Origin of the sequence: Rhizobacter sp. SG703, assembly GCF_012275445.1 — a bacterium.
GTDB lineage: Bacteria > Pseudomonadota > Gammaproteobacteria > Burkholderiales > Burkholderiaceae_C > Rhizobacter.
The window spans coordinates 438,587-452,013 of the sequence record NZ_JAAZQK010000002.1; the positions used below are offsets into that span (position 1 = coordinate 438,587).

A 13,427-nucleotide genomic window follows, 5' to 3' on the forward strand; every position below is an offset into this window, starting at 1 on the left:
CGACCGATGCAAGGAACGTCATCGGCGGCGAGCGGGAAGCGGCCGCCTGCCGACCCGCCACAGATCGACCGGCCAAAGCACCCTCGCATCGATCAGCACGTGGGCGAGCCTTTCTCGCCCGGCGCGGTCCTTCCCGGCCACTCGCCATGCCATCTCAACGCCTTCGTGGCGACGACGTCGGCAGATTTCGCGCTGGCCACGACAGCACTGCATTGGAAGCAGCTGCATTCGGTGCACGTGATCCTGGGCCACGACATCGATGACACGGTCTTTCAAGGGTTTCTGGGCGCGCTGCTGGCCAGCCCGTGGCTGGCAGAGGTGACACTCAGCGTGGGAACGCAGCCCACCGCCGACACGGCGGGTGCAGAGAAACGCGCCCGGCGGTTGATCAAGACGTTGAAGGCCGCGACCGGCTTGAAGCACATTCGCATCCATCTGTCGCAGCTGAAGTGGTTCGCCGGCGGCGGGCGGCGCCTTCTCGACGCGGTGGCAACGCTGACCCGGCGACAGGTTCTGCTGCACATGGGCGAGCAGGAGGCGCTGAACCAGCAGGAGCTGAAGACCTTCTCGGACTGGCTCACCCAGACGAAACCCCCTCTTCGTGGCCTGGCAGTGTGCGCAAGGAACGTCGATTCGGACGATGCGACATGCAACCCGCTGCGACGCCTTGCAGCGCTGAACGTGCGGCAGCTGGTCGACTTGCGTCTGCACCTGGAGAACCTGGCGCCGAGCGACGCCATCGGGGACATCCTGGCCGACCTGCTTCGCAGGACCACACAGTTGCTGCGCCTGGACCTCGCCATCGGGCTGAATCCCGACCTGGTGCGGCAGAACCTCACAGCACCATGGGTGTCGAGCAAGCACGGCGTTGTCACCGCGGCGCCGGGCTTCAAGCGGATCATTGACGCCCTTCGTTTCAGCAACGGCACCCTGGTCGGGGCCTGCTTCAGCGCGAACCAGAGCGGCTATCCGTCGTACGGACCGGTGGGTTGGCAGGAGCCGGCACTGCGTCAATTGCTGCAGCGAAACAGCGAATTGCGAGACGGAAGAATCTCCAAGGCCGAGATCGAGCTCGAGAACGATTTCCTTCGTGGTAAGAAGCCACGCTCGTTGATCGCCTATGCGAAGCGGCAACCGTGGATGGCGGCGCCGCACGAGATCACTCCGCCGCCGTCATCCGGCGTTGCCCTCGACAAGCAAGAGGAACTCGTGCTGACGCTGGCGTCGGCCGACTGCACGGCCAAGTTGTGCGTCGATGACGACAGATCCGCGGCGCTTGCCCTGGTGGCGCTGGCACGCGGCCTGGTGCACTCGCTCGAGATGCATTGCGGACGCGGTCATGCGCTTGCCGACGAAGCTCGGTTGGACCAATTCCTGGATGCATTGAATGACACGCCCAACCTGACCACGCTGCTGGTCGACCTCGATGGGATCGGGCCCCAGGACTTCGATGCAGCGCGAGCCGCCGCGCTGGTCCACTGCCTGCGCGGCCTGCGCGCTTTGACAACGGTCACCCTGGTGATCAACAGCCTGCCTGCGGATGCCGATGAATGCACGGCATTGTTCGAGCAGATCCGGGAGCTGGCGAGCCAACGCATCGCGTTGAATTTGCGGGTGGGCGAAAGCCGGCAGCCGCTGAACGCCGACGATTTCGAACGCCTGGCCAAAGCGCTGTCCGAGAGCACACAGGCCTCTCTCCACGGCTTGACCGTGCGTGCATCTCTGCGACCCGCCAACAAGACTCCACATTGCTCGACGCTGGCGACGCTGGCTCGCCTGTCCGTGAAGCGACTGACCACACTTCGGTTGATCCTGAGTGACATGCCCTACAGCTCCCAGGCCGGAGAAATCGTGGCCAGCCTCGTCAGGCGCAGCAAGAAGTTGCAGAGACTCGATCTCGACATGCAGGTGGACTTCGACGACCTGATCCGCAGGATGGCCTCGGAAAATGACGAGCCCCTGGATGTCGTCGCCAAACACTGTGCCGAACCCTGTCGCCGGTTCGACATCGGCGTGGCCGAGGTACTCGAGGCCATGCGCGACGGGAACGAGAGCCTGACGTCCGTTTCCTTCGAGGTGCTCTCGGTGAATCGACGCGACGGCGTTCACATCAAGCCCACGGCTTCACAGCACCAAGAATGCTTTCGGATCACGGCGCGCAACTGCCGGACCGCGGCGTCTGGATGGCGTGACGGCGCATTGAAGGGATTTGCCGCCAGCTGGGGATTGCCACCGGACCTCGGCGGGGAACTGGCCGCCTATGGAACCACCATGGCGGACCTGCGCCCAGGTCATCTGATCGTTTCCAGACTGGCCCAGGCCGTGGCCCGCCCGGTCAGGTATGCAGGGCTCGTCAAAACGCTGACCGCACGCCACCGAAGGGCCACCGTTGCGCGCTGGGCCTGCGACGACGAAGTCCATGCCCGCGAACGCCGAGCCGCCGATTCACTGGGAGCCGCCTGTGTGCGGCGCGGCCTGCTCAGCCAGCAGGACGTCGCCGCGAGCATCGAGAACGCCAGAATCGATGCAATGGCCTGGATGAAGCGTCACGTGCCGGATTTCCGTCAAGTTCAGGCCAGATGACACGGCGTGCGCCCAGCCGCGCGCAACGCCACGCCTCAGTCGATCTGCGACGCCGACGTCAACGCTCCCAGCACCGCCCGGTTGATCTCGCTGACGCTCAGCATCAGCGTGTCGGCGGCGGTGCGGAAGTCGTACAGCGACTCATGCTCCACCGCCTGCACCAGGTCGAAGTACGGCTGGTACGGGCCGGTGCCGTCGACCAGCGCCTGGTACACCCGCTCGGGCACCGGAATCGTCTTCATCAGGTCGGAGAACGGCTGCTTGAACATCCGGTCGAGCAGCGAGAACACGCCGCAGATGAACATCTCGTTGCGCATCTCCTCGTCGCCCGACGAGCGCACCAGCTCTTCCATCAGCAGCCCGCGGCGCACCGCCGCGAACATCACCGGCTTCATGTTGACGTCCTTGCCGGCGGTGGCCAGCAGCAGCGCCAGCCAGCGCTTCAGGCGCTGGTAGCCGAGCATCATGATCGCGTGGCGGAACGAGCTGATCTCGACCCGCAGCCCGAAGGCCGGCGAGTTGATGTAGCGCATCAGCTTGAACGCGAGCGACGGGTCGCGCTTCAGCGTGTTCTCGAGCTTCTCGATCGGGTCCTGCGCGTCCACGCGCTGGATCAGCTCGACGATCACCTGCAGGTCGATCTGCACCGCCGACTTGCCCTTGGCCTGCGCTTCCTGGATGGCGTCGTCGATCGGCCAGCCCAGCACCGCGGCGGCCCCGCGCGAGAAGCTGGCTTCCATGTCGGCCAGGTTGCGCACGCCCGACTGCACGTGCGAGATGTTGCGCGTGACACCGGCCGGCGCGACGTTGCCGCTTTCATTGACGCGGCGGTCGTCGGCCAGGTCGATCAGCGAGAACTTGAAGCACGGCAGCAGCTCGCGCGGCAGTTCCTTCATCGGCCGGCCCTTCAGCAACAGCGTGTTGCCGGCCCGGTGCAGCGTCTGCAGCGCCTCGACGTTGGCCTGGTCGCAGGCCATGAACGCCGGGATCTCGATCATCAGGTTGGCCGACGGGCTCGCGCCCATCAGGTCCTGCAGCAGGCTTTCGCTGACGATGTTCAGCGACGCGCGGCCGCCGTCGGCCGGCCACACGCCGCCCACGGCGTGCAGCAACTGCGCCACATCGGGTTTCAGCTCGGGGCGCAGCGGGTAGATCGTCAGGCGGGTGGCCGTCACGGCGCGGCTGCGGTCGATGAACGGCGAATAGCCGAGGGCGACCTGCCCGAGTGTGGCGTTGTCAGTCACGCGGAATCTCCAGGGAAAGTATGCAGGCGACGGTGGCGCAACAGCCGCTCGATCAGCCGTTCAGGTAATTGAACAGCGACAGCTTCTGAACCATCGTGTACGCCTTGAGCGAGGCATCGTACCCGGTCTGCTGGTTCGCGAAGTCCGAAATTGCGCTCGTCATGTCCAGGTCTTCGGCATCCGAGCGGGCCGTCTTGCTCGACAGTTTCAGCGAGTCGAGCCGGCCGGTGACGCCGTCGATGCGGTTCAGCGTCTCGCCGACCCGGGTGCGCGCGCCCGAGAGGGTGGCCATCACCTGGTCGAGGTTGGCCAGGTTGTCCGCATTCGACTGCGCGATCTGCGTACCGCTGCGCAGCGGCGTCTTCAGGTCGGCGATGGCCTTGTCGAGCGTGTCGAAGACGGTCTGGCTGCTGGTCGACGGCGTCAGCGTGAACTCGTCGAGGTCGGCGGGGTTGCCGGCGATGGTGGCGGCCATGCCGTCGATCTCGATCGCCTGGCCTGGCTTGAAGGGCATGCCGACCTGCGCGGTCGGCGCGCCGTCCTGCAGGATCGAATAGGTGGTGGCGCCGGCGACCACGCTGAACTGGATGCTGTAGGTCGAGCCGGTCAGCGCCGACGGGTTGGTGACGTGGCCGCTGTCGATCCACGCCGTGCCGGTCGCGGTGACGGCGTTGGCGTCGAACACGCCGTTGCCGGAGCGGGACTGCATCCAGATCTGGTCGCCATTGGTGGTGATCGGCAGCGTTTCGCTGGAGGCCACCACGGCCTCGCCAGTGCCGCCGCGGTACACGACGCCGCCGGCGGCGTCGAGGAACGGCGCCTGCCCGCTGCCCTGCCCGCCGAACAGGTAGGTGCCGGCGCCGTCGGCCCGGTTCGCCACTGCGACCAGCTGCTTGCGCAGCTCGCCGATCTTGTCGGCCAGCCCCTTGCGCTCGGCATCGGTGTAGGTCGCGTTGCCGGCCGCGATCAGCGTCTCGCGCACCTGCTGCAGCAGGTCGGTCGCATCGCCGAGCGCGCTTTCGGTCAGCGTCATCGCGTTCTTGCTCGCATCGACCGCACGCTGGCCCGCGACGGCACGGTTCTCAGCCGCGAGCGCCCGCTCGGCGCGCGCGGCCGCCGCCGGGTCGTCGCTCGCACGGTTCACGCGCTTGCCGGTGGTGAGCTGCTCCTGCGCGGCGCTCAGGTTGTCCTGGCGCGTCATCAGTTGCTGGAGCGAAGCGTCGTAGGAGTTGGCGGTGCTGATTCGCATGGGGTGTTTCCTGGTCAGCCTGCGGCCGTCTGGAGGAGCGTGTCGAACACTTGCTGGGCGACCTGCAGCATCTTGGCCGCGGCCTGGTAGCTCTGCTGGTACTGGATCAGCTTGGCGGCCTCTTCATCGAGGTTCACGCCGGACTTGTTGGCACGTGCCGATTCGGCCTGCGCCGCGGCGGAGTCCGAGATGCTCGACGCCGTCTGCGCGCTCTGCACGCGCACGCCGATGTCGGACAACGCACTCGCATACGCATCGGTGATGGTCTTGCCGGGCGTCACCGAGCCGTTGGCCGCGGTGCTGCCGCCGACGATGTTGCGCGTGCCGATGCCGACGAAGGCCAGCGCATTGCCGTTGTTCGCCTCGGTCGACGTGGTCGGCGCCACCGACAGCGTGTCGCCGCTCTTCGGCACCCCGTTCAGCTTCAGCTCGAAGCCGTTCAGCGCGATCGGCGAGCCGGCCGTCCAGGTGCCGGTGCCGGTCGACACCTGCGCGCCCGTCGAGTCGAGCAGCTCCCAGTTGTAGTCGCCGGTGTCGGACGTGAAGCTGACGTTCGCCGTCAGCGTGCGGTCCAGCGAGGTGCTGACCGCGGCCAGCGATGCCAGCGTCGCCGTGCCCTTGTTGGTGGCGGTGAAGGTCGCGGTCACCGGCGACGCCGCGGCGATGCCGTTCGGGTCGCTCAACACCGCGCGCATGTCCTTGGCCGCGTCGGCCACCGGCTGCAGCAGCGTGCGGTCGCCCGCCGCCGAGGTGCCGGCCGTCATCTGGATCGTCATGCCGTCGACGGTGATGCCGGCCGCCATCTGCGCCGCGCTGAACGGGCTGCCGACCGCGGCCGTGTTGTCCGACAGCCGGGTCAGCGAGTAGTTGGTGCCGTCGAACTGCAATTCGTAGTCGCTCGCCTGCACCTGCGTGGTGTCGGTCAGCGTGACGCCGAAGGCCGCGTCCCCCGCATTGCTCGCGGCCGGCAGCGAGCGCGGCGCGCCCACCGCGTACAGCGGCGATCCGGGGCCGGCCGGCTTGCCCATGTCGAGGCCGAGCGACTGCTGCTGGTTGACCGCGCCGCTGATCGCCGCGGCCATCTGGCCGAGCAGGTTGCGCGCGTCGACCAGATCGTCGTTCTGGAAGCGCAGCATGCCGGAGATCGAGCCGTCGCTCAGCGCGTCCTGCGGGATCATCGACGACAGGCCGCTGCCCACGCTGATGCCCAGCTGCACCTTCGACGGGTCGTAGGGGTCGGCCACGGTGGTCAGCTTGTTCGCGTTGGCGCCGAGCACCAGCGCCTGGCCGCCGCCGACGAACACGCCGATGCTGCCGTTGTCGGCCTTGATGGTCGTCACGCCGATGTAGCCGCTGATCTGGCTGATCAGGTTGTCGCGCTTGTCCAGCAGGTCGTTCGGCGGCTGGCCGGTGCCGTTCAGGGCCTGGATCTGCTCGTTCAGCTTGCCCACCTGCTGGGCCAGGCTGTTGACGGTGTCGACCGAGCTCCTGATGTCCTGCGTGATGCCGGTCTGGATGCTCTGCAGCTGGTCGCCGGCGGCGGCGAACTTGTCGGCCAGCTCCTTCGCCCGGGCGATCACGACCTGGCGCGCCGAGGAGTCGGCAGGCTGGTTCGCGACGTCGACGAAGGCGTTCAGCAGCTCGCCGGCCGAGTAGCCGACGCCCGATTTGCCGGTGCCGAACACCGCCTCGACCTGCTTGAGCTGCTCGGCACGCGCGGCATCGCCGGCGGCCGTGGCCTTGGTGGCCGAGGCCTGCGTCGTCAGGAAGCTGTTGTACGAGCGCGTGACCGAGGCCACGTTGACGCCCTTGCCGAAGAAGCCGGCGCCGGTGAACTGGCCCTTCGCGGTCTCCAGCACCACCTGCTGGCGCGAGTAGCCCTCGGTGTTGGCGTTCGCGATGTTGTTGCCGGTGGCTTGCAGCGCCGCGTAGTTGGCGAACATCGCCCGCGTGCCGATGCCGAGTAGTGCCGAGGAGCTCATGCGTCGGATCCTTCGCTTACGCGGTGGCCCGCTGCAGGCGCAGCGTCGTGTTGATCATGTTCGTCAGCTTCTTCGCGTACTCCGGGTCGGTCGCGTAGCCGGCGCGCTGCAGGCCGTGCGCGAAGCCCTGGGCCGAGTTGCCAGCCGCCACCACCTTCGAGTAGCGCGGGTTGTCCTTCATCAGCTTCGCGTAGTCCTTGAACGACTCCTCGTAGCTGGCATAGGCGCGGAACCTGGCCTGCACCTTGTGCGGCTGGCCGTTGACGACCTCGGTGGTCGTGACCGTCGTGGTCGGGCCGGTCCAGTCCTTGCCGGCCTTGATGCCGAACAGGTTGAACGAGCTGCTGCCGTCGGCATTCCTGATCTCGTGCCGGCCCCAGCCGGATTCATGCGCCGCCTGCGCGACCATGAAGGTGGCCGGGATGCCGGTCTCGGCTTCGGCCGCCTTCGCGGCGCTGTCGTGCAGCTTCAGGAAGCCGACCTGGCGTTCCTTGCCCTGCAGCGCGGCCGGCAGCGGCGCGGTGCCGGTCTGGCCGGTGGCGGCCACCGTCTGCGCCGACGCGGCGTCTTTCGCCATGTTGGCCAGCGGCTCGCCGAGCTGGCGCTCCAGGTGCTTCGCGATCATCTCCGACAGCCCGCCCGGCCGGCCGCTCAGCGACTGCGCGAGCTGCGTGTCCAGCAATTCGGTGCCCATCTGCGTGCCGGAGTTCTCGAGCATCCCCGAGCTCAGCGTCGCCTGCCGCATGCTCTTCATCAGCTGCTGCATGAAGAGGCCCTCGAACTGCTTCGCGGTCTCCTTGATCGCGGCCTTCGGGTCCTTCGACGCGCTGTAGCGCAGCGCATCGACGCCCTTGGTGTCGCTCGCGAGGCTCTGGCCCTGCAGGCCGGGTTGGATCGGGTTGATCGCCATCAGATCACCTCGAGTTCAGCGTTGAGGGCGCCGGCGGTCTTCATCGCCTGCAGGATCGCCAGCAGGTCCATCGGCGTCGCGCCGAGCGCGCTCAGCGCCTTCACCACGTCGGCCAGCTTCGCGCTGGCCGGCAGCTGGATCAGCGCGCCGGGCTCCTGCTTGATCGTGATGTCGGCCTTTTCCTTCGCCACCGTCGTGCCGCCGCTGGACAGCGGCGACGGCTGGCTGATCACCGGCGTGGTGCTGATCGTCACCGACAGGTTGCCGTGCGCGACCGCGCAGGCGCTCAGCGTGACGGTCTGGTTCATCACCACCGAGCCGGTGCGTGCGTTGATCACCACCTTGGCGGCCGGTGCCGCCAGCTCCAGCGGCAGGTTCTCGATGTCGGCCAGGAAGCCGACCCGCGCGTCCGGCGAGGCCGGCATGCGCACGCGCACGACGCGCCCGTCGATCGCGTGGGCGGTGTCGGCGCCCATCTTCGCGTTGATGGTGCGTGCCACTTCGCGCGCGGTGCTGAAGTCGCTGGCGTTCAGGTCCAGCTGCAGGAACTCGCCCTGGTTCAGCGGCGTGGCCACCGCGCGTTCGACCGTCGCGCCCTCGGGCACCCGGCCGGCGCTCAGGTGGTTGATCTGCACCTTGGAGCCGGCCGCCGACGCACCGGCGCCGCCGACGATCAGGTTGCCCTGCGCGAGCGCGTAGATCTGGCCGTCGGCGCCCTTCAGCGGCGTCGCGATCAGCGTGCCGCCGCGCAGCGACTTGGCATTGCCCATCGACGACACGTTGATGTCGATCGTCTGGCCCGGCTGCGCGAACGGCGGCAGCTGCGCCGTCACCATCACCGCGGCGACGTTCTTGACCTGCATCGTGGTGCCCGGCGGCACGGTCACGCCCATCTGCTGCAGCAGCGCGTTCAGGCTCTGCTGCGTGAAGGGGGTGGAGGTGGTCTGGTCGCCGGTGCCGTCGAGGCCGACGACGAGGCCGTAGCCGACCAACTGGTTGGCGCGCACGCCCTGGACGGCGGCGACTTCCTTGATGCGGGCCGCCTGCGACGGCATCGGCCACCACAGCGCGGCGCTGGCCGCGACGACCGTCAGGCTGATCAGCAGCCGCAGGAGCTTTTCGGTGACGGTGGCGTGGTTGGTTTGCATATCGGCTTCATCGCAGGATGAAACCGATTCTGAGCAAACTTAAATCGGCAGAACGTTCAAAAAGAACCGCCCGAGCCAGCCTATTCCCTGGGCATCGGCTTGCGCGCCACGGCCGCGGTGCTCGATGCGCACGTTGGCGATCTGCGCCGACGCGACGCTGTTGCCCGGCTGGATCGCCCGCGGGTCGACCTGGCCCGAGAAGCGCAGCACGTCGACGTTCTGGTTCACGCCGATCTGCTTCTCGCCGGCCACCACCAGGTGGCCGTTCGACAGGACTTCCGTCACGGTCGCGGTGATGATCCCGGAGAAATCGTTGGTGTTCTCGGTGCTGCCCTTGCCGGCGAAGGTGTTGGCCGAGTTGCCGGCCGCGTTCGAGCGCAGCAGCGCGTTCGGGTTCACCAGCGGCAGCGCGCTGACGCCGGCGGCCACCGAGCCGCTCTTGTCGATCGTGCTGGTGCTCTTCTGGCTGGCCGAGACCTTTTCCACGATCTGCACCGTCAGCGTGTCGCCGACGAGCCGCGCGCGGTAGTCCTCGAACAGCGGCCGGTACTGGCCCGACTGGAAGATCGAGCCGTTGTTGACCGACGGCGCCGCGACCGCTTCCGGCCGCGCACGCGTCGGTTCGGCCACGTCGACCTTGGGCAGCGGATAGAGCGTGCTGCAGCCGGCGAGCAGGGCCGGCACGGCGAGAAGGGCGAATCGCTTCATGACGGTGTTCAGAGTTGGCTCAATTTCTGGAGCATCTGGTCGGAGGTGGTGATCGCCTTCGAGTTCAGTTCGTAGGCGCGCTGGGTCTGGATCATCGAGACCAGTTCCTCGACCGGGTTGACGTTCGAGGTCTCGACGAAGCCTTGCTGGACGAGGCCCAGGCCGTTCAGCCCCGGCGTGCCGGCGCTCGGCGTGCCCGAAGCCGCGGTCTCGGTGAACAGGTTCTGCCCCTTCGGCTCCAGGCCGGCCGGGTTGATGAAGTTCGTCAGCTGCATCTGGCCGACGGTCTGCGGGGCCGACTGGCCCGGCAGCGTCACCGTGACGGTGCCGTCGTTGCCGATGCTCACGCTCTGCGCATTGGCCGGGATCGTGATGCCGGGCTGCACGGTGTAGCCGTTGTTGGTCACCAGCTTGCCGGTCGAGTCGACCTGGAACGAGCCGTCGCGGGTGTACGCGTTGGTGCCGTCGGGCATCTGGATCTCGAAGAAGCCGCTGCCGCGCACCGCCACGTCGAGCGTGTTGCCGCTCTGCTGCAGGTTGCCCTGGCTGAAGCTGCGCGAGGTCGCGACCGCGCGCGTGCCCAGGCCCACCTGGTAGCCGGTGGGCAGCGTGGTCTGCTCGCTGCTGTTGGAGCCGGCCTGGCGCAGGTTCTGGTACATCAGGTCCTCGAACACCACGTGCGACTTCTTGTAGCCGTTGGTGGCCGAGTTGGCGAGGTTGTGCGAGATGGCGTCCAGCTGGGCCTGCTGGGCCTCCATGCCGGACTTGGCCGTCCACAGTGAATTCAACATGGTGGGGTTCCTTCAGGTTCCGGGGAGGATCAATTCATCGACAGCAGCTGCGCGGCGGCCTTCTCGTCGCCCTCCGCGGTCTGCAGCATCTTCATCTGCGATTCGAACTGGCGCGCCGCGGCGATCATCGACACCATGGTCTCGATCGGGCTGACGTTCGAGCCTTCGAGCGCACCGTCCTGCACGCGGGCAGCCGGGTCGGCCTGCAGGTCGCCGCCGGGGGCGCGGAACAGGCCGTCGGTGCCGCGTTCGAGCGGTGTGTCTGCGCTGGCGGTCACCAGCTTCAGCTTGCCGACCGCGGTGATCTTGCCGTCGACGCCCTTGGCGCTGACGGTGCCGTCGGCGCCGATCGAGATCGCGGTGTTGGCCGGCACCTGGATCGGGCCGCCGTCGCCGAGCACCGGCAGGCCGCTGCGGGTGGTCAGCGTGCCGTCGGCGGTGATGTCGAGCGAGCCGCCGCGGGTGTAGCCCTCGGTGCCGTCGAGTGCCTGCACCGACAGCCAGCTGTTGCCCTTCACCGCCACGTCGAGGTTGCGGCCGGTGGCCGTGACCGGGCCCGGCGTCGCGTCGTAACCCGGCGTGGTCTCGAGCGCATAGACGCGGGTGCTGGCGCCGCTGCCGAGCACCGGCACTGCGCGGAACGCCGCCAGCTCGGACTTGAAGCCCGGCGTCGATGCGTTCGCGAGGTTGTGCGACAGCGTGTCCTGCCGCTGCATCATGGCCTTCGCGCCCGACATCGACAGGTAGATCATCCGGTCCATGACAACCCCTCGTCGGTTGAGTACAACCGCCGACCCCCCGAGGGGATGCCGGCCGGCTTGGGAGCGGCCCGGCGCTCGGCCGGCTGCACGTTGGGTGACATCGCTGTCTATGCCTCAGCGAATTACCGCAGGCTGACCAGCGTCTGCAGCACCTGGTCCTGCGTCTTGATGGTCTGCGCGTTGGCCTGGTAGGTGCGTTGCGCAGTCATCATGTTGACGAGCTCGGCGGTCAGGTCGACGTTCGATTCCTCCAACGCGCCCGACTGCAGCACGCCCATGTTGCCTTCCGAAGGCACGCCCAGGATCGGGTCGCCCGACTCGTAGCTGCGCGACCAGTTGTTGCCGCCGAGCGGCTTCAGGCCCTGCGCGTTGCGGAAGTTCGCGAGCTCCATCTGGCCGGCCGGCTTCGACTGGCCGTTCGAATACGTCGCCATCACGATGCCGTTGTCCTCGATCGACAGGCCCGACAGCTGGCCCGGCGCGTAGCCGTCCTGCTTCAGGTCGGTCACGCCGAAGCCGGCGCCGTACTGCGTCGCGCTGCCCAGGTCGAGCTGCACGCCGGGGATCGCCAGCGTCTCGGCACCGGCGGCATTGGTCGTCGCCGGGATGTCCAGCGTCACCGCGCCGACCGGGGCGGTCGGGTTGCCGCCGTTGGTCGGGAACTGCAGCGTCGTGACCGGGGCCGGGTCGCCGGCGCCGTCGACCGCCAGCGAGGTGCCGTTGGCCGTCACGTAGACGTTCCACTGGTCGGTGCCGGCCTTCTGGAAGTAGTAGGTCAGCGCGACGTCCTGGCCCTTCGCGTCGTAGACGGTCAGCGAGGTCGCGTTGTTGTAGGTCTTCGCATCGGTCAGGTTGATCTGCGGCGTGGTCGCCGGCAGCGTCGTCGCGGCCCGCGAGTCGAGGTTCATCTCGAGCGTGATGTTCTTCGTCGCGGCCGGGTCGATGCCGGCGGTCGGCAGCTGCAGCGGCACGGCCTGGCCGGGCTGGATGGTGCCGGTTCCGTCGGCCTTGTAGCCCATCAGCTTGAGCCCGCCGTTGCTGACGATGTAGCCGTCCTTGTTGACCTGGAACTGGCCGTTGCGGGAGTACACCGTGGTGCCGTTGTCGTTCAGCTGGAAGAAGCCCGAGCCGTTGATCGCCACGTCGAGCGAGCTTTCGGTGGTGGTGATGCTGCCCTGCGAGAACTGCTGCGTCACCGCGGCCAGGTTCACGCCGATGCCGATCTTGTTGGCACCGGAGCCGTTCATCGCGGCGGCGTACATGTCGGAGAACTCGGCGCGCGAGGCCTTCGCGCCGAAGGTGTTGGCGTTGGCGACGTTGTTGCCGATGACTTCGAGGTTCTTGCTCGAAGCGTTCAGACCGGAGAGACCTTGCTGGAAGCCCATGGTGGTGTCCTTAGTTGAATGCCTTGACCTGGTCGTAGGTGACGCCGCCGGCCTTCTCGAGGTCCAGCACCAGGCTGTTGTTGGCCGTGCTGATCGCGTTGACCTTGTCGCGCATCAGGGCGGTGCTCTTGAGGGTGTTGGCCCCGCTCGTGGCCGTGACCTTGAAGGTGATGCCGCTGCTGTTGTCGTAAGCGCCGGCGTCCCAGTCGAAGCTGTGCATGCCGCTGCTCTGCGCGCCGAGGTTCAGCGTCTGCAGCGTCTGGCCGGCGGCGTTCTGCACCTCGATCTTCACGTTGTCGGCGGCGGCATCGATCTGGAAGCCGCCCTGGCCGACCTTGTCGGCGATGTCCATCTTGTTGCCCGGCACGATCACCTCGCGGCCGACCAGCGAGGCGCCCTGCACCGCCTGCATCTGCAGGAACTGCGTCGACAGGCTGCCGACCGTGCCGTTCAGCTTCTCGATGCCGCTGACGGTGTTGATCTGCGCGATCTGGCTGGTGACTTGCGCGTTGTCCATCGGGTTCAGCGGGTCCTGGTTCTGCATCTGCGCGACCAGCAGCTTCAGGAAGCGCTCCGAGCTCTCGGCCGCGGTGGTCGCGCTCGGGTCGGTGGTCGACTTGGTGTTCAGCGCGGTGTAGTTGTTGGTGACGGTGTCGACGGCCATGG

11 protein-coding genes are annotated in these 13,427 nt (G+C 67.6%); 1 reads left to right on the forward strand and 10 read right to left on the reverse strand.

The window, feature by feature from the left end; translation table 11 throughout:
* Positions 1 to 6 precede the first annotated feature (6 nt).
* Positions 7 to 2,583 (forward strand): hypothetical protein, encoded by a 2,577-nt coding sequence (locus FHT26_RS04960; RefSeq protein WP_168559049.1) that lies wholly within the window; start codon positions 7 to 9, stop codon positions 2,581 to 2,583.
* A gap of 35 nt (positions 2,584 to 2,618) precedes the next feature.
* On the opposite strand, the gene FHT26_RS30455 is transcribed toward FHT26_RS04960, so the two are convergent.
* From FHT26_RS30455 to FHT26_RS05010, 10 genes are all read right to left on the reverse strand, one after another.
* The gene (locus tag FHT26_RS30455) at positions 2,619 to 3,827 is read right to left on the reverse strand and encodes an HDOD domain-containing protein (protein WP_168559050.1); all 1,209 of its coding nucleotides are present in this window, start codon (positions 3,825 to 3,827) and stop codon (positions 2,619 to 2,621) included.
* A gap of 52 nt (positions 3,828 to 3,879) precedes the next feature.
* Positions 3,880 to 5,076: a flagellar hook-associated protein FlgL gene (gene flgL, locus FHT26_RS04970; protein WP_168559051.1), complete on the reverse strand. Its 1,197-nt coding sequence runs from the start codon at positions 5,074 to 5,076 to the stop codon at positions 3,880 to 3,882.
* 14 nt (positions 5,077 to 5,090) lie between these two features.
* Positions 5,091 to 7,058: a flagellar hook-associated protein FlgK gene (gene flgK / locus FHT26_RS04975; protein ID WP_168559052.1), complete on the reverse strand. Its 1,968-nt coding sequence runs from the start codon at positions 7,056 to 7,058 to the stop codon at positions 5,091 to 5,093.
* Between the two features lie 16 nt (positions 7,059 to 7,074).
* Positions 7,075 to 7,968, reverse strand: coding sequence for a flagellar assembly peptidoglycan hydrolase FlgJ (flgJ, locus tag FHT26_RS04980; RefSeq protein ID WP_168559053.1), 894 nt, complete (start codon positions 7,966 to 7,968; stop codon positions 7,075 to 7,077).
* Positions 7,968 to 9,116 (reverse strand): flagellar basal body P-ring protein FlgI, encoded by a 1,149-nt coding sequence (locus tag FHT26_RS04985; protein ID WP_168559054.1) that lies wholly within the window; start codon positions 9,114 to 9,116, stop codon positions 7,968 to 7,970. The genes flgJ and FHT26_RS04985 overlap by 1 nt, the downstream gene beginning before the upstream one ends.
* A 39-nt stretch (positions 9,117 to 9,155) precedes the next feature.
* Positions 9,156 to 9,824: a flagellar basal body L-ring protein FlgH gene (locus tag FHT26_RS04990; RefSeq protein ID WP_168559055.1), complete on the reverse strand. Its 669-nt coding sequence runs from the start codon at positions 9,822 to 9,824 to the stop codon at positions 9,156 to 9,158.
* A gap of 8 nt (positions 9,825 to 9,832) precedes the next feature.
* Positions 9,833 to 10,615, reverse strand: coding sequence for a flagellar basal-body rod protein FlgG (gene flgG / locus FHT26_RS04995; RefSeq protein ID WP_056802516.1), 783 nt, complete (start codon positions 10,613 to 10,615; stop codon positions 9,833 to 9,835).
* A 29-nt stretch (positions 10,616 to 10,644) separates the two neighbouring features.
* On the reverse strand, positions 10,645 to 11,376 hold the full coding sequence (flgF, locus tag FHT26_RS05000; protein ID WP_168559056.1) for a flagellar basal-body rod protein FlgF: 732 nt from the start codon (positions 11,374 to 11,376) through the stop codon (positions 10,645 to 10,647).
* A gap of 122 nt (positions 11,377 to 11,498) precedes the next feature.
* Complete coding sequence (flgE, locus tag FHT26_RS05005) at positions 11,499 to 12,761, reverse strand: flagellar hook protein FlgE (RefSeq protein ID WP_168559057.1); 1,263 nt, start codon at positions 12,759 to 12,761, stop codon at positions 11,499 to 11,501.
* A gap of 10 nt (positions 12,762 to 12,771) precedes the next feature.
* Positions 12,772 to 13,425: a flagellar hook assembly protein FlgD gene (locus FHT26_RS05010; RefSeq protein ID WP_168559058.1), complete on the reverse strand. Its 654-nt coding sequence runs from the start codon at positions 13,423 to 13,425 to the stop codon at positions 12,772 to 12,774.
* Positions 13,426 to 13,427: the final 2 nt, after the last annotated feature.